Source organism: Saccharopolyspora shandongensis (assembly GCF_900106995.1).
GTDB lineage: Bacteria > Actinomycetota > Actinomycetes > Mycobacteriales > Pseudonocardiaceae > Saccharopolyspora > Saccharopolyspora shandongensis.
Window position 1 is genome coordinate 218,382 of record NZ_FNOK01000005.1, and the last position, 16,699, is coordinate 235,080.

A 16,699-nucleotide genomic window follows, 5' to 3' on the forward strand; every position below is an offset into this window, starting at 1 on the left:
GGTGGCGCGGTGCTCGTCGAAGATCTGCTGAACCGGCCGGAACTGGCCCTGCAGGTGCGGGTGCGCGGCCGGGTGGACCGGCCGATCCGCTGGGTGCACACCATTGAGATCAAGGCCCCCGGCCGATTCCTGCGCGGCGGCGAGGTGGTGCTCACCGCCGGGGTGTGGCGCACCGCCGGAACCACGCCGGAGGCATTCATCGCCGACCTGGTCGCCGCCGACGTCGCGGCGGTCGGATACGGCCTGGTGCCACCGGAAACCCAGGTCCCGGAGGCGTTCGTCGACGCGGCGCGCGAGCACGGCCTGACCTGCTTCGTGGTGCCCGTCGAGGTCGCGTTCCTGCAGATCGTCGAGGCCTTCGTGAACACCAAGCGGGCCGAGTGGGAGCGCCCGCTGCGCCGCCACCTGGCGCAGCACGACGCGATCGTCGCGGCGCTGCGCCTGCGGCGCGGCGTCGAGACGGTGCTGGACACGCTGGCCAAGCAGCTCGGCGAAGCCGTGGCGGTGCGGGTCGCCGGAGGCGTGGTGGCGGGCACCGCGCCGCAGCCGAACCACCCATTGCCGCTGGTGGGCGAGGGCCTCGCCGAGGCCGAGCTGCTGCTGCCGGGGCCGCTGGCGGACCTCGACGTGGAGCAGCACGCGGCGGTGGTGCAGGCGATGCCGTTCATCGCGCTGGAGATCGAACGCACTCGTGCGGTGCGGGCGACGGAACTGCGCTACGCGTGGGAACTCTTCGAATGGGTCCACAGTGGAACGGTCGGGATCGACACCGTGCGCACCCGGCTGCACGCGCTCGGCCTGCAGCCGGACGGGCCGCTCGCCGCCGTCGTGGTGCGCACGTCGAGCCCCGGCGCGGATTCCGCGCGGCTGGGCGATTTGCTGGGCACGGACGGGGTCGCGGCGCAGCGCGGCGGCGAGGTCGTCGCGTTCGCCCAGGTCCGCGACACCGTGGCGGAGCTCGCGCGGCGCATCACCGATGGGCTGGCCAGCGGTGTCGTCCACGTCGGCGTCGGCAAGCCGGGCACCGCGTCGGAGCTGCGCGTGAGCCTGCTGCAGGCCTCGCACGCCGCCGAGGCGGTGTCGTCGCGGGCGGAGCGCGGCTGGATGACGCACGAGCAGCTGTGCAGCCCGGCGCTGCTGCTCTCCGCGCAGGACCCGGAGCTGCTGGCCGCCACTTCCCGGGCGCTGCTCGGGCCGGTGCTCGACCACGACGAGCGGCGGGGCAGCGACCTGGTGCCGTCGCTGGCGGTGTTCCTCGATGCGGGCGGCCGCTGGCAGGAGGCGGCGCAGCGCCTCCACGTGCACATCAACACCCTGCGGCACCGGATGAACCGGGTCGAGGAGCTCACCGGCCGGAGCCTCTCCAGCACGGCGGACCGCGTCGACCTCTTCCTCGCGCTCCGCGCTCTCCAGGCCTGATCCCGGTTTTCGAGGGGCGCCGGTTTCGCGCGAAACCGCCACGCATGCCGCCGGGGGAGCCGCGGCATCGGGTTCGTGTGGAAAGGCCCGCAGCTGACGATCTTCGGGGTGGCGTTGTGCGAACGTCCAACGGTCGTTGTGGACTTCGGACGATCGGTGACTACCTCCGGCCGGTGACCTGGCCCACTCTTGGTCGGTGCCGCGCGGCTCAACGCTCCCGCCATCCGCCAAGGAGGTCAACGGATGACCCCAGAACCGTCACCGGCCGCGCGTCGGCATCGAGACGCACGGCGTCGACACCATCCCCGAGGGGGATCGCACCGGGCGGCCGCGCGATGTCGCCGGCATCCTGCTCGGCTCCAACATGTGCCTCGGCGTGGTCATCTTCGGCTGGTTGCCCGCCTCGTTCGGGCTGTCGTTCTGGCCCGCCGTCACCTCGATGATCGCCGGGACGCTGCTCGGCACGCTGCTGGTCGCGCCGCTGGCCCTGGTGTCGCTGAAGACCGGTACGAACCTGTCCACCAGCAGCGGCGGCACGTTCGGCGTGCGGGGCCGGCTGATCGGCTCGGTGATCGGCCTGCTGCTCTCGCTCGGCTACGCCGCGCTGACGGTGTGGACCGGCGGGGCCGCGGTGGTGGGCCCGCTGCACCGGCTGTTCGGGCTGCCCAACGACGGGATCAGCCACAGCGTCACGTACGCGGCGCTGGCGGTGCTCTCGGTGCTCGTGGCGATCTTCGGCTACCAGCTGATGACCCGGATGAGCAAGTGGGTCGCGGTCGGCACCGTGGTGCTGATGGCCGTCGGCCTGTTCGCCTACGGCGGCCAGTTCCGGACCGAGCCGGTCACCGACGCCGGTTATCTGCTCGGGGATTTCTGGACGACGTGGGCGCTGTCCACAGTGGCCGCCGGGCTGAGCGGGCCGATGGCGTTCATCACGCTGCTCGGCGACTACAGCCGCTACGTCTCGCCGAAGCGCTACTCGTCCCGGAAGGTGTTCGCCGCGACCTGCGCCGGCATGCTCCTCGGGCTGCTGATCCCGCAGCTGTTCGGCACCTTCACCGCGTTCGCGGCCCGCGCCGCGGACGACTACGTCGGGCCGCTGGTGGCCGCCGCGCCGCTGTGGTTCCTGCTGCCGCTGCTGCTCAACGGCGTGTTCGGCACGATCGGCAACGCCGGGGTGCTGATCTACAGCATGGGGCTCGACCTGGACGCGATCGTGCCGCCGCTGTCCCGCGTCAAGGCCACCGTCCTCACCTCGGTGCTGTCGACGGTGCTGGTGTTCCTCGGCTACTTCGTCTGGGACGCCCAGGACGCGGTCACCGCGTTCGTGCTGCTGCTGACCGCGATCGGCACGCCGTGGGCGGTGATCACGCTGATCGGCTTCGCGCGCTGCCGCGGCGTCTACGACCCCGACGCGCTGCAGGTCTACAACCGCCGGGCGCGCGGCGGCATCTACTGGTACAGCGGCGGCTGGAACCTGCGGGCGGCGGCCGCGTGGCTGACCGGCTCGGCGGTCGGCCTGCTGTCCGTGGACACCGCGCTGTACAAGGGGCCGCTGCTGGAGCTCACCGGCGGCATCGACCTGAGCTTCCTGCTGGCCGCCGCGACCACGGCCGCCACCTACCTGCTGCTGAGCATCGGCAGTCCGCAGCCGATGCCGCGGCAACTCGACGTTCGAGTCGCAGCGAGCGTCTGAATCCCGTTACGAGTCAAGGAAGTGCGAGCAATGGATCGTTACGACGTCGTCGTCATCGGCGCGGGTTTCGCCGGCCTGACCGCGGCCCGCGAGCTGCGGGAAGCGGGCAAGGACGTGCTGGTCCTGGAGGCCCGCGACCGCATCGGCGGCTCCACCTGGTACCAGCCGGAGGGTTTCGACGGCTTCGGGCTGGAGATGGGCGGCACCTGGATCGTCCCGCAGCAGACGCACGTGTGGGCCGAGGTGCAGCGCTACGACGTCCCGATCAAGGACAGCGAGCTGCCCGGCCGGATGACCTGGTCCGACCACGGCAAGGTGCCGGACACCCTGCTGCCCGTGCCGCCGCAGGAGTACGAGCAGCTGGAACACGCGGTGCGGGCGCTGATCGAGGCCGCCTCCCGGTTCGACCCGCTGCGCCCGCTGTCCGAACAGGACGTCGCCGACCTCGACGTGCCGATCCGCGAGTGGGCCGAGAACGTCGGGCTGACCGGCAACGCCAAGGAACTGATGATGTCCTGGTTCTGCGGCTGCGCGAACGCCAGCGAGGACACCGGTTCGGCGCTGGACATCCTCCGCTGGTGCTCCTCGATGGACAACTCGCTGTGGGGCATGGTGCAGGCCAGCGTGCTGGGCTTCACCTTCGTCAACGGCACCGCCTCGCTGGCGCGCGCGATCCAGTCCGACGGCGGCGCCGAGCTGCGGCTGTCCAGCCCGGTGCGCGAGGTCGAGGCCGACGACGGCGGCGTGACGGTCACCTACGACGGCGGCGTGGCGCGCGCCGACCGGGTGCTGATGACCACGCCGGTCGGGATCTGGCAGGACATCGAGTTCAGCCCGGCGCTGCCCGCCGACAAGCTCGCCATCTCGCGGGAGAACCACGCCGGGCAGGGCCAGAAGGTCTGGGCGCTGGCCCGCAACGTCCCCGAGGACATCAGCGGTTTCGGCTGGGGCACCAGCTTCGACTACGTCGGCGCGATGGAGAGCACCGAGCGCGGCGTGGTGCTGGTGTGCTTCGCCCCGGAGCACGACCGCGTCGACGCGAGCGACCTCGCCGACGTGCAGCGCGCGGTCCGCGAGTTCGCGCCGGACGCCGAGGTCGTCGACGCCCGCTCGCACGACTGGGTGCACGACGAGTTCTCCAAGGGAACCTGGGCGACGTTCGCCGCCGGGCAGTTCGCGAAGTACGAGCTGTGCGTGGGGCGTCCGGAGGGCCGGGTGAACTTCGGCGGCTCGCACACCGCCCGCCGCTGGCGCGCGTTCATCGACGGCGCGATCGAGTCCGGCAAGCGCTCCGCGGCGGAGATCCTGGCGGCCGAGAAGTGAGTGCGTGAACGGGCTCCGGCCCGCTTGCGCGCCCACGAAAAAGTGGAGGAATGCATGAACAACCCGATCGGTCCGGTGGACGCCACCAAGGTGCCGCGCTACGGCGGCGACACCACCTTCGCCCGGCTGCCCCGGCTGACCGACGTGCCCGACGCCGACGTGCTGATCTGGGGCGTGCCGTTCGACACCGGCGTCAGCTACCGGCCCGGCGCGCGCTTCGGCCCCAACCACGTCCGGCAGAGCTCGCGGCTGCTGCGGCCGTACAACCCGGCCAACGGTGTCGAACCGTTCGCGGCGCGGCAGGTGGCCGACGCCGGGGACATCGGCGTGAACCCGTTCGACATCGGGGAAGCCATCGGCACCATCGAGGCCGGTGCGCGGGAGCTGTCCGGGACGCGGCGCACCCTGCTCACCATCGGCGGCGACCACACCATCGCGCTGCCGCTGCTGCGCGTGCAGCACGAGCGGCACGGGCCGATCGCGGTGCTGCACTTCGACGCGCACCTCGACACCTGGGACACCTACTTCGGCGCGCCTTACACGCACGGCACCCCGTTCCGGCGCGCCGCCGACGAGGGCCTGATCGACTTCGAGCACTCGATGCACGTGGGCCTGCGCGGCCCGCTGTACTCGAAGCTCGACCTCGACGAGAGCGAGCGGATGGGCTTCGCGGCGGTGCACAGCCGCGAGTTCGCCCGGACGCCGCTGGACACCATCATCGACCGGATCCGCACCCGGCTCGGCTCGCGGCCGGTGTACCTGTCCATCGACATCGATGTGCTGGACCCGGCCTTCGCGCCGGGCACCGGAACCCCCGAAGCCGGCGGGCTGTCCAGCCGCGAGCTGCTCGAAGTGGTGCGCGGCCTGGCCGACCTGAACGTCGTCGGCGCGGACGTGGTGGAGGTCGCCCCGGCCTACGACCACGCCGAGATCACCGGCATCGCCGCCGCTCACGTGCTGTACGACCTGCTGTGCATCCTGCCGGGAGGACGCTGATGCGCCAGATCCGCAACATCATCGACGGCCGGCCGGTCGACGCGGCCGACGGCCGCACCACCGACCTGGTCGATCCCTGCAACGGCAAGGTGTTCGGCACCGCGCCGCTCTCGTCCGCCGCGGACGTCGAAGCGGCGTACGCCGCGGCGCAGCGGGCCTTCGAGCACTGGCGGACCACCACGCCCGCCGACCGGCAGCGGCTGCTCCTGCGGCTGGCCGACGAAATGGAGCGGCGCACCGAGGACTTCGTCGCGGCGGAGGTGGAGAACACCGGCAAACCGGTTGCCGCCACGCGCACCGAAGAAGTGGGCGCCGCCATCGACCAGATCCGGTTCTTCGCCGGGGCGGCCCGGGTCCTGGAGGGCACCGCGGCGGCGGAGTACACCCCGGGCCACACCTCCTACGTGCGGCGCGAACCGGTCGGCGTGATCGGCCAGGTCGCGCCGTGGAACTACCCGCTGCTGATGGCGGTGTGGAAGATCGCGCCGGCGATCGCCGCGGGAAACACCGTCGTGCTCAAGCCTTCCGACACGACGCCGGTGACCGTCGCGCTGCTCGGCGGGGTGGCCGCCGGGATCCTGCCGCCGGGCGTGCTCAACGTCGTGTGCGGCGACCGGGAAACCGGCCGCGCCGTGGTGGCGAACCCGGCGTCGGCGATGGTGTCGATCACCGGGTCCACCCGGGCGGGCCGGGAGGTGGCGGCAGCGGCGGCCGAGGACGTCAAGCGCGTCCACCTGGAGCTGGGCGGCAAGGCCCCGGCCCTGGTGTTCGCCGACGCCGACCTCGCCGCGGCCGCCGCGGGCATCGCCGCCGCCGGCACGTTCAACGCCGGGCAGGACTGCACCGCGGCGACCCGGGTCCTGGTGGCCGAGGCGGTCGCCGAGGAGTTCACGAGGCTGCTGGTGGCGGAGGTCGCGGCGCTGCGCTGCGGTCCACCGTCCGATGTGGACGCGGCCGTCGGCCCGCTGAACAACGCCGCGCAGCTGGCGCGGGTGCAGGACATCATCGGCCGGCTGCCCGCCCACGCGCAGGTGCTCACCGGCGGGCAGCGGGTCGGTGACGAGGGGTGCTTCTTCGCGCCGACCGTGCTCGGCGGCGTCCGGCAGGACGACGAGGTCGTGCAGGAGGAGATCTTCGGGCCGGTGCTCACGGTGCAGACCTTCCGCGACGATGCGGAAGCGCTGAGCATGGCCAACGGCGTCAACTACGCGCTCGCGTCGAGCGTGTGGACGCGCGACCACGGGCGGGCGCAGCGGCTCGTGGCGAGCCTGGACTTCGGCTGCGTGTGGGTGAACACCCACATGGTGCTGGTCGCGGAGATGCCGCACGGCGGCTTCAAGCACTCGGGCTACGGCAAAGACCTCTCCCGCTACGGCTTCGAGGACTACACCCGCATCAAGCACGTCATGCACAACCACGCCTGACCACCCGAACCGGCACCACCCCCGACGTGCCGGTTCGGCCAGGCCGAGGGGCGGCGGGTGGCCAGATTGGCACTCCTGGCCCCGACGGCGGGCTCGTAGCGTCACGGCGAGGACGAAAACGACAGGAGGCAGCCGATGGCATCGGTCACCGGGAACTGGATCGCAGGCGAGCTGGTCACCAGCGATGAGACCTTCGAGGTGCGGCACCCCTACGACGGCTCGGTGGTCGCCACCGCGAGCTACGCCACCGACGCCGATGTGGAGCGCGCCGTCGCGGCCGCGCACGCGGTCCGCCGCGAGTTCGCGACGCTGCCCGCGCACGCCCGCGCGGCGGCGCTGGACCACGTGAGCCGCCGCCTCACCGAGCGGGCCGAGGAGATCGCGCAGCTGATCACCGCCGAGAACGGCAAGCCGATCACCTGGGCGCGCGCCGAGGTCGCCCGCGCCGCCTCCACCTTCCGCTGGGGCGCGGAGGAGGCCCGCCGCTTCTCCGGCGAGCTGCAGCGGCTGGACACCGACGCGGGCGCGACGGGCCGGATGGCCCTGATCCGCCGGGTCCCGCGCGGGCCGGTGCTGGGCATCTCGCCGTTCAACTTCCCGCTCAACCTGGTGGCGCACAAGGTCGCCCCGGCGATCGCCGCCGGGACCCCGATCGTGCTCAAGCCCGCGCCGAAGACCCCGCTGTCCGCGCTGCTGCTCGGCGAGATCCTGGCCGAGACGGAGCTGCCCGCCGGGGCCTGGTCGGTGGTGACGACCACCAACGAGAAGGCGGCCGAGCTCGTCGCGGACCCGCGGCTGCCGGTGGTGTCGTTCACCGGCTCCGGGCCGGTCGGCTGGGGCATCCGCGACTCGGCGCCGCGCAAGCACGTCACCCTCGAACTCGGCGGCAACGCCGCGGTGATCGTCGACTCGGAATGGTCGGACCTCGACTACGCCGCCGACCGGATCGCCACCTTCGCGATGTACCAGGGCGGCCAGTCGTGCATCTCGGTGCAGCGCGTCTACGTGCACCGCGACAGCTACGACGACCTGACGGCCCGCGTGGTCAAGGCGGTCGAAGCGCAGGGCACCGGGGACCCGAAGGACCCGGCGACCAAGGTCGGGCCGCTGATCGACGTGGCGGCCGCGGAGCGGGTGGAGCAGTGGGTCGGCGAAGCCGTCGCGGCGGGCGCCCGGGTGCTCACCGGCGGCACCCGCGAGGGCGCGACGTACGCGCCGACGGTGCTGGCCGACGCGCCGGAGGACGCGAAGGTCTCGTGCGAGGAGATCTTCGGCCCGGTGCTGGTCATCTCGCCGGTCGACTCGGTGGACGAGGCGTTCGAGAAGGTCAACGCCTCCCGCTACGGCCTGCAGGCCGGCGTGTTCACCCGCGACCTGCAGCTGGCCTTCCGCGCCTCGTCCGAGCTGGAGGTGGGCGGCGTGGTCATCGGCGACGTGCCGAGCTTCCGCGCCGACCAGATGCCCTACGGCGGGGTGAAGGAGTCCGGCGTCGGCCGCGAAGGCGTCCGAGCGGCGATGACGGACCTCACCGAAGAGCACGTCACGGTCCTCACTGGCATCAACCCGTGAACCGGCGGCCGTGAGCGGTGGCCGCAGTTTCAATGAGGTTTTCCAACCTCGATTTGCGTGGCGGTGCGGGTGGCGGAACCTCAGAGGCTTCCTGGTCTGTGGGTGCCCCTCCTGATGTATGTCCGATACACGGCGGAGGGGCCGTCCTCGCCGAGGGAACCCCGAAGGGGTGGGCACCGTGAACCCGCGGCGGTGCAAGTGTCGTAGGTGGGCTATGCGCCTGCGGCGCATACGGCACCCCATCGACGTGCACCTTTGCGACCCGCGGCTGCGGGCTCACCAGGATGAAAAAGGTTCAATTGAAACTGCGGTCGACCACCCACGGCCGTCCGGAAGGCCCACGGTCGAACGCACGAAAAACGCCGCCCCGGTGACCGGGGCGGCGTTCTTCGTTGCTTCGGTGCTCAGCGGCGCCAGGCGGTCCGCTTCCGGCGCAGGTCGATCAGCAGGCCGATGACCAGGACCGCCGCGATCACGACCAGGAAGCCGTCTTCGATCTTGAAGTGCCCGCCACCGCTGAGGATGCCGCCGTGGTTGCCGATCAGCATGGCCAGGCACGCGATGACCGAGAACCAGCCCATGAACTGGGTGCCCTTCGGGAAACCGCCGTGCCAGCCCCACTCGACCGACGGTTCCTCGGCCGGGTCGATGGCCTGGCTGGGCTTCTTCTCCAGCTCGGTGCTCGCCACGTTCCCCTCCTGTGCCACGCCGGCCGCGCGGGCCGGAAGACAGTGCTCGGTGCGCGGATCGCCGACCGGCGATCCACATTGCCCTCATCCTCGCACACGCCCTCCGCGACCGAACGCGCGCCCACCCGGCACGAGCAGCGAAAAGGGGTGCCGCGGAAAGAGATTTCCGCAACACCCCGAAAATGCGTCCAGGTGCTACCGCTGCACCGCCTTGCGGCCGACGATCACCCGGTAGACGCCCAGCACGATGACCGAGCCGGCGATCGCCAGCAGCCAGGTGCTCAGCGACCAGAACCGGTCGATGCCGACGCCGAACACCCAGTTGCCGATCAGCCCGCCGATGAACGCGCCGACCACGCCCAACAGCATCGTGACCAGGATTCCGCCCGGGTCCTTGCCCGGCATGATCGCCTTCGCGATGGCGCCCACGATCAGGCCGAGAACGATCCATCCGATGATGCCCATGGCTGTTCTCCTCACGTCCTGCGCCGCACCCGCCTGGGCCGACCACCTGATCGTGGGCCCCGAAAGTGATTTGCGCACCGCGAGCGACGGGGGCCCACCTTCTTCGGGGACAATGGGCGACGATGCACGCCGACACCCCGAATCAGAGCGCACCCAGCGAACCGGGTCCCCGCACCGTCCTGGTGCTCGGCTCGACCGGTTCCATCGGAACCCAGGCCCTGGACGTGATCCGGCACAACCCCGACCGGTTCCGGGTCGCCGGGCTGGCCGCGGGCGGCAGCGACCCGCAGGCCCTGGCGGCGCAGGCGCTGGAGTTCGACGTCCCGGTCGTCGCGGTCGCCAAGGGCACCGCAGTCGAGGACGTCCAGCTCGCCCTCTACGCCGAGGCTCAGCAGCGCGGCTACGCGGCCGGCGAGTTCCGGCTGCCAAGGCTGCTAGCCGGCCCGGACGCCGTCACCGACCTCATCGAATCCGCCCCGGCCGACGTGGTGCTCAACGGCGTCGACGGCTCGCGCGGCCTCAAGCCGACGCTGGCCGCGCTGGCCACCGGCGCGACGCTGGCCCTGGCCAACAAGGAGTCGCTGATCGCCGGCGGCCCGCTGGTGCTCGACCGGGCCGCGCCCGGCCAGATCGTGCCGGTGGACTCCGAGCATTCGGCGCTGGCGCAGTGCCTGTTCGGCGGGCGCGCCGACGAGGTGGAGCGGCTGGTGCTGACGGCCTCCGGCGGGCCGTTCCGCGGCCGCAAGCGCGACGAGCTCGTCGACGTCACCGTGGAGCAGGCGCTGGCCCACCCGACCTGGTCGATGGGCAGCGTCGTCACGATCAACTCCGCCACGCTGGTGAACAAGGGCCTGGAGCTGATCGAGGCGCACCTGCTGTTCGGCATCGGCTTCGACCGCATCGACGTCGTCGTGCACCCGCAGTCGATCGTGCACTCGATGGTCACCTTCGTCGACGGTTCCACGATCGCGCAGGCCAGCCCGCCGAACATGCGGATCCCGATCGCGCTGAGCCTGGACTGGCCGCGCCGGGTGCCCAAGGCCGCCCCGGCGCTGACCTTCGAGAAGGCCCAGGAGTGGACCTTCGAGCCGGTCGACGACGAGGCGTTCCCGGCCGTCGAGCTGGCCCGCGCGGCGGGCTCCGGCGGCGGCTGCCTGCCCGCGATCTACAACGCGGCGAACGAGGAGGCGCTGGCGGCGTTCGTCGAGGGCCGCCTCGGGTTCACCGCGATCGTGCAAACTGTGGGTGACGTGCTCGCCGGCGCCGACCAGTGGCGCAGCGATCCGGCGGGCTTGGACGAGGTCTTCGCGGCCGAGGACTGGGCACGGACTCGGGCTCGCGAGCTCGTCGGGAAGGCGGAGTAGATGCTGGTCGTCGTTGGCATCCTGATCTTCTTCCTGGGGCTGTTGTTCTCCATCGCGTGGCACGAGCTGGGGCACCTGGCGGCCGCGAAGATGTTCGGGATCAAGGTCACCCAGTACATGGTCGGCTTCGGCCGCACCATCTGGTCCCGCAAGAAGGGCGACACCGAGTACGGCCTGAAGCTCATCCCGTTCGGCGGCTACATCCGGATGATCGGCATGTTCCCGCCGAAGAAGGACGAGAAGTACGGCCGCACCACGTCGACCGCGCCGTGGCGGGCGATGATCGAGGACGCCCGCCAGATGTCCGCCGAGGAGATCACCCCGGAGGACGCGCACAAGCAGTTCTACCAGCGCAGCCCGTGGAAGCGGGTCGTGGTGATGATGGCCGGGCCGTTCATGAACCTCATCCTGGCGGTCGGCATCTTCACAGCGATCCTGATGGGCCACGGCATCGCGACCCCGACGACCACGGTCGCCAACATCAGCGCGTGCGTGCTGCCCGCCACCGCGCCGAACACCGAGGTCTGCCCGGCCGACGCCCCGAAGTCGCCGGCCGCGGCGGCGGGGTTCCAGGTCGGCGACCGGATCGTGGAGTTCAACGGCAAGCCCTACGCCTCGTGGGACGAGCTGCAGCTGGCGATCCGCGCGTCCAGCGGTTCGGTGCCGGTGGTCGTCGACCGCGGCGGCCAGCGGGTTCCGCTCCAGGCTGACCTGATGCAGACCGACCGGCCGAAGCTGAACTCGACCAGCGAGTACGAGAAGGTCGGCTTCCTGGGCCTGACCCCGACATCGGTGCTGGTGAAGCAGGACATCGGCGGCGTGGCGAGCACCATCGGCGGTTTCGTGAGCCTCACCGCGCAGAAGGTCGTCGAGCTGCCGCAGCGGGTCCCCGACCTGGTCGCCGCGATCTTCGGCGGCGAACGGCACCAGGACTCGCCGGTGGGCATCGTCGGCGCGAGCCGGCTCGGCGGCGAGGTGCTGGCCTCGGACGACTTCGGCGTGGACGCCCGGATCATCATGATGTTCAACCTGCTCGCGGGCGTGAACCTGTCGCTGTTCGTGTTCAACATGCTGCCGATCCTGCCGCTGGACGGTGGCCACGCCGTGGGTGCGATCTGGGAGGGCATCCGCCGCAAGTTCGCCAAGCTGGTGCGCCGGCCCGACCCGGGTCCGTTCGACACGGCGCGGCTGATGCCGCTGGCGTACGGGGTGAGCCTGATCTTCATCGCGTACTCGCTGCTGGTCCTGGTCGCCGACGTGGTGAACCCGGTGAAGCTGTTCTGAGCGATTTCGCGCGAAATCGGCAGCGGCGAGGTGGGGTTTCACCCGCGCGGCCGAGCGGCTGCGGGGAAGCGGAACCCGCGTCGGCGTGGTCGAACGGACTTCGGCGTGCGTCGCGCCCGATATCCGGATCGAGTGGTGACGGGTATGCGACGCTCGCTCGAACGAGACGTGAACCGGCGCTGATGATCACCGAACGTGATTCGGTCGACCATGGCGACATCCAGCCGGATGAAGTGCCGCCGGTATCGTGGAACGCGGGCGGCGCAAGTCGTCCGAAGAACTCCAGAAGAGGTGGAGAGGAATCGATGACCGTCGATCTGGGCATGCCCGCGGCCCCGGCTCCGGTGCTCGCGGAACGGCGCAAGACCCGGCAGTTGCAGGTCGGGCCGGTCGGAGTGGGCAGTGAATCGCCCATCTCCGTGCAGAGCATGACCACGACCGTCACCGCGGACGTCAACGCCACGCTGCAGCAGATCGCCGAGCTGACCGCCGCGGGCTGCGACATCGTCCGGGTGGCCTGCCCCAGCGCGGACGATGCGGAGGCGCTGCCCGCCATCGCGAAGAAGTCGCAGATCCCGGTCATCGCCGACATCCACTTCCAGCCGAAGTACGTGTTCGCGGCGATCGAGGCCGGTTGCGCCGCGGTGCGCGTCAACCCGGGCAACATCAAGAAGTTCGACGACAAGGTCAAGGAGATCGCGCAGGCCGCCAGGGACCACGGCACGCCGATCCGGATCGGCGTCAACGCCGGTTCGCTGGACCCGCGGCTGATGCAGAAGTACGGCAAGGCGACCCCGGAGGCGCTGGCCGAGTCGGCGCTGTGGGAGGCGAGCCTGTTCGCCGAGCACGACTTCCACGACCTGAAGATCTCGGTGAAGCACAACGACCCGGTCGTGATGGTGCGCGCCTACGAGATCCTCGCCGAGCAGTGCGATTACCCGCTGCACCTCGGCGTCACCGAGGCGGGCCCGGCGTTCCAGGGCACGATCAAGTCCGCGGTCGCCTTCGGCGCGCTGCTGCGGCAGGGCATCGGCGACACCATCCGGGTGTCGCTGTCGGCGCCGCCGGTCGAGGAGATCAAGGTCGGCACCCAGATCCTGCAGTCGCTGAACCTGCGGCCGCGGAAGCTGGAGATCGTGTCCTGCCCGTCGTGCGGCCGGGCGCAGGTCGACGTGTACAAGCTGGCCGAGGAGGTCACCGCCGGGCTCGAGGGCATGGAGGTGCCGCTGCGGGTCGCCGTGATGGGCTGCGTGGTCAACGGGCCGGGCGAGGCCCGGGAGGCCGACCTCGGGGTGGCCTCGGGCAACGGCAAGGGCCAGATCTTCGTCAAGGGTGAGGTGATCAAGACGGTGCCGGAGCACCAGATCGTCGAGACCCTGATCGAGGAGGCCATGCGCATCGCCGAGGACATGGAGCCCGCCGACGACGCGGCCGGCACGCCGGTCGTCACCGTCAGCTGATCTTGCACACGGCCGGCCGTCCCCGGTTCGGGGGCGGCCGGTTTCGCTTTTCCGGCCGTTCACGTGCCGCGCCCGCGGTGAATCCGCCGCGATCCACCGACCGGGCTACTCCGAACGGGTGAGTGCCGGTTCGGGGCAGTGTGGTGTATACCGGCCGGTGGGGCTCACCGCCCTGGGTTTCTGGCAGTCTTGGCAGGTGCTGAAGCTCGCCGGTGCCCGGCTGTTGGAGGAACGCGACGCGGTGCTGGTCCGTTCCGTGCTGGATTCCGCCCCCGTCGCGGCCTGCATGGTGGCCGCGCGCGTCGAGGAGGCCGGCATCCACCCGTTGCGCCTCGGCGGTGAGCTCTGGGGGTACGGCGGCAAGCTCACCGGGATGTGCTTCTCGGGCGCGAACCTGATCCCGCTGCGCGGCGGACCGGCCGCGATGCGCGCCTTCGCCGACCGCGCGCTGCGCCGGCGCCGCGTCTGCTCGTCGCTGGTCGGCCCGGCCGAGCAGGTGCTCGCACTCTGGAGCGAGGTCACGGCGCAGTGGGGCCCGGCGCGCGAGGTGCGCGCCGATCAGCCGCTCATGGCGCTGTCCGAGCCGCCGCGGGTGGCCCCGGACCCGCTGGTGCGCCCGGTCCGGCCGGACGAGCTGGACCGCTACCTACCCGCGGCGATCGCGATGTTCACCGAGGAAGTCGGGGTCGACCCGTCCAGCGACGGCGGCGCGGCGAGCTACCGGGCGCGGGTCGCCGACCTGATCGCCGGCGGCCGGGCGTTCGCCCGCTTCGAGGGCGGCGAAGTGGTGTTCAAGGCCGAGATCGGCGCGCTGTCCCGCACGGTCGGGCAGATCCAGGGCGTTTGGGTGCACCCGGACCGGCGCAGCACCGGGCTGGGCACGGCGGGCACGGCGGCGGTCGCAGACCGGCTGGTGCGCGGCCTGGGCCGGACGGCGAGCCTGTACGTCAACGGCTACAACACGGCGGCCCGGGTGGCGTACCAGAAGGTCGGTTTCCGGCAGGTCGGCTCCTTCGGCACGGTCCTCCTCTGAGCGTCCACAGTGGATGATGATCGGCGGTTTCAATTGAAACTGCAGGCCACTCGCGGGTGCCGGACCCCGGTTTCAACCGAAACCGTGGTCTCCCCGTGCGGCGAGCGTTGACCGAACGGGCAACGGGCCGAAAAGGGGTGTGGACGTTTCGGGTCATTTCGGCATACTCGCGGACATGGTTTCCTCGCGGATCTTGGCCGGCGCGGCGGCACTCCTGCTGCTGCCGCTGGCCGCTTGCAGCACCGGACCGTCTGAAGAGGACGTCGCCGCATCCTTCGTGAACGCGGTGGCGGCAGGTGACGCGGCCGGTGCGGCGAATCAGACCGACGCCCCCGACCAGGCCCGGCAGGCGCTCGAAGCGACCCGGCGGAACCTGGCGCCCACGGCCGCGCACGCGACGGTTCGCGAGGTCACCGAGGACGCGCAGGGAACGCCGACCGCCCGGTTCGACATGTCCTGGGACTTCGGCGCGGGCAAGGTCTGGAACTACTCGAACGAGCTCAAGCTCGTCGAGCAGGAACAGGGCTGGAAGGTCCGCTGGGCACCGACGGTGCTCCACCCGCAACTGGCGCCCGGGCAGACCCTCGCCTACCGCGAGCAGCGGCCGGACCCGGCGCCGGTGCTGGACCGCGACGGCAAGCAGCTCATGGGGCCGGAGCAACTGGTCACGGTGAGCCTGAGCGCGCAGGAGGCCGGGGACGTGCCCGGCGTCGCGGCCTCGCTGGCGAACGCGCTGAAGACCATCGAACCCGAGATCACCCAGCAGTCCATCCTGGACGGCGTGGCGAAGACGCCGCAGGGCCAGCCCTACGCGGTGGTCACGCTCCGGCAGGCCGACTACGAGCAGGTCAAGTCCCGGATCTACGACCTCCCGGGCGTGCGCTTCCCGGCCCAGACGCGGCTGGTCACCACCGAGCGCGGGTACGGCACGCAGGTGCTCGCGGGCGTGGCGCGCGTCGTCGATCAGCAGGTCCAGGCGAACGCCGGGTGGCGCGTCGTGACGCTCGACGCGGCCGGTCAGGAGGCCGCGGAGCTGCACGGCGTCGCCGAGCGGCCGGTCGCGCCGACCAACGTGACCCTCGGCGACCGCGCGCAGCGGGCCGCCGAGCAGGCGGTGGACCCGATTCCGCAGGCCGCGATGCTGGTGGCCATGCAGCCGTCCACCGGCGAGGTGCTCGCCGTGGCGCAGAACGCGCCCGCCGACGCGCAGGGCCCGGTGGCGCTGTCCGGCCAGTACCCGCCGGGTTCGACGTTCAAGACGGTGACCGCGACCGCCGCGCTGGGATCCGGGAAGGTCGGCATCGACACCCCGGTGGAATGCCCGGGGGAGAAGGTGTTCGACGGTCGGCCGCTGCCGAACGACAAGAAGTTCGACCTCGGCGTGGTGCCGCTGCGCACGGCCTTCGCGCGCTCCTGCAACACGTCGTTCGCGCAGCTCGCGGTCGACATGCCCGGGGAGGCCCTGACCGACGCGGCGCACCAGCTCGGCCTCGGCGTGGACTTCGACATGGCCGGCGCGACCACCATCACCGGCAAGGTGCCGCCGGCCGGCAGCACGGTGCAGCGCGCGGAGAACGGCATCGGGCAGGGCACGGTGCTGGCCAGCCCGTTCGGCATGGCGCTGGTGACCTCGTCGATCGCCGAGGGGCGGATGCCGGTGCCGACGCTGGTCCGGGGCGCGCAGACCAAGGCGGACGCCACCCCGCAGCCGCCCGCGCCGCAGTCCCTCGACCAGCTCCGCGAGATGATGCGCGAGGTGGTCACCGGCGGGACGGCGACCGCGCTGAACGGCTCCGGCGACGTCCGGGGCAAGACCGGGACCGCGCAGTTCGGCGACGGCACCCACTCGCACGGCTGGTTCGTCGGCTACCGCGGCGACCTGGCCTTCGCGGTGCTGGTGACGGACGCGGGCTCGTCGGGGCCGGCCGTCGAGGCGGCGAAGCGCTTCCTGTCGGGCGTCTGATCGCTTCACGTGAT

13 protein-coding genes are annotated in these 16,699 nt (G+C 71.6%); 11 read left to right on the forward strand and 2 right to left on the reverse strand.

From position 1 onward, the window contains the following. The first annotated feature begins 9 nt into the window (after positions 1-9). From BLW84_RS07595 to BLW84_RS07620, 6 genes are all read left to right on the forward strand, one after another. Positions 10-1,419: a helix-turn-helix domain-containing protein gene (locus BLW84_RS07595; RefSeq protein WP_093262826.1), complete on the forward strand. Its 1,410-nt coding sequence runs from the start codon at positions 10-12 to the stop codon at positions 1,417-1,419. Between the two features lie 277 nt (positions 1,420-1,696). After that, positions 1,697-3,115, forward strand: coding sequence for a purine-cytosine permease family protein (locus BLW84_RS07600; RefSeq protein WP_093262827.1), 1,419 nt, complete (start codon positions 1,697-1,699; stop codon positions 3,113-3,115). Between the two features lie 30 nt (positions 3,116-3,145). Further along, entirely contained in the window at positions 3,146-4,438 is a 1,293-nt protein-coding gene (locus BLW84_RS07605) for a flavin monoamine oxidase family protein (RefSeq protein WP_093262828.1), read from the forward strand. A 54-nt stretch (positions 4,439-4,492) separates the two neighbouring features. Then, on the forward strand, positions 4,493-5,434 hold the full coding sequence (speB, locus tag BLW84_RS07610; RefSeq protein ID WP_093262829.1) for an agmatinase: 942 nt from the start codon (positions 4,493-4,495) through the stop codon (positions 5,432-5,434). Next, positions 5,434-6,858 carry an aminobutyraldehyde dehydrogenase gene (locus BLW84_RS07615; RefSeq protein WP_093262830.1) on the forward strand — a complete coding sequence of 475 codons (1,425 nt, stop codon included), beginning with the start codon at positions 5,434-5,436 and terminating at the stop codon, positions 6,856-6,858. Before speB ends, BLW84_RS07615 begins: the two co-directional genes overlap by 1 nt. A 135-nt stretch (positions 6,859-6,993) precedes the next feature. Beyond that, positions 6,994-8,427 carry an aldehyde dehydrogenase family protein gene (locus BLW84_RS07620; protein WP_093262831.1) on the forward strand — a complete coding sequence of 478 codons (1,434 nt, stop codon included), beginning with the start codon at positions 6,994-6,996 and terminating at the stop codon, positions 8,425-8,427. Between the two features lie 404 nt (positions 8,428-8,831). Here BLW84_RS07620 and BLW84_RS07625 read toward each other — a convergent pair whose 3' ends face one another. Continuing rightward, positions 8,832-9,116: a DUF2631 domain-containing protein gene (locus BLW84_RS07625; RefSeq protein ID WP_093262832.1), complete on the reverse strand. Its 285-nt coding sequence runs from the start codon at positions 9,114-9,116 to the stop codon at positions 8,832-8,834. A gap of 195 nt (positions 9,117-9,311) precedes the next feature. Then, entirely contained in the window at positions 9,312-9,581 is a 270-nt protein-coding gene (locus BLW84_RS07630; RefSeq protein ID WP_093262834.1) for a GlsB/YeaQ/YmgE family stress response membrane protein, read from the reverse strand. A gap of 122 nt (positions 9,582-9,703) precedes the next feature. On the opposite strand from BLW84_RS07630, the gene dxr reads away from it, so the two are divergent. The 5 genes from dxr (at position 9,704) to BLW84_RS07655 (ending at position 16,685) form a co-directional block, all read left to right on the forward strand. Further along, positions 9,704-10,945, forward strand: coding sequence for a 1-deoxy-D-xylulose-5-phosphate reductoisomerase (gene dxr / locus BLW84_RS07635; protein WP_093262836.1), 1,242 nt, complete (start codon positions 9,704-9,706; stop codon positions 10,943-10,945). Continuing rightward, positions 10,946-12,229, forward strand: coding sequence for a M50 family metallopeptidase (locus BLW84_RS07640; protein WP_093262838.1), 1,284 nt, complete (start codon positions 10,946-10,948; stop codon positions 12,227-12,229). A gap of 305 nt (positions 12,230-12,534) precedes the next feature. Then, positions 12,535-13,689: a flavodoxin-dependent (E)-4-hydroxy-3-methylbut-2-enyl-diphosphate synthase gene (gene ispG / locus BLW84_RS07645; protein WP_093262840.1), complete on the forward strand. Its 1,155-nt coding sequence runs from the start codon at positions 12,535-12,537 to the stop codon at positions 13,687-13,689. 196 nt (positions 13,690-13,885) lie between these two features. Next, on the forward strand, positions 13,886-14,722 hold the full coding sequence (locus BLW84_RS07650) for a GNAT family N-acetyltransferase (protein WP_093263112.1): 837 nt from the start codon (positions 13,886-13,888) through the stop codon (positions 14,720-14,722). 175 nt (positions 14,723-14,897) lie between these two features. Further along, positions 14,898-16,685 (forward strand): penicillin-binding transpeptidase domain-containing protein, encoded by a 1,788-nt coding sequence (locus tag BLW84_RS07655; RefSeq protein WP_245760999.1) that lies wholly within the window; start codon positions 14,898-14,900, stop codon positions 16,683-16,685. The last annotated feature ends 14 nt before the right edge of the window (positions 16,686-16,699 follow it).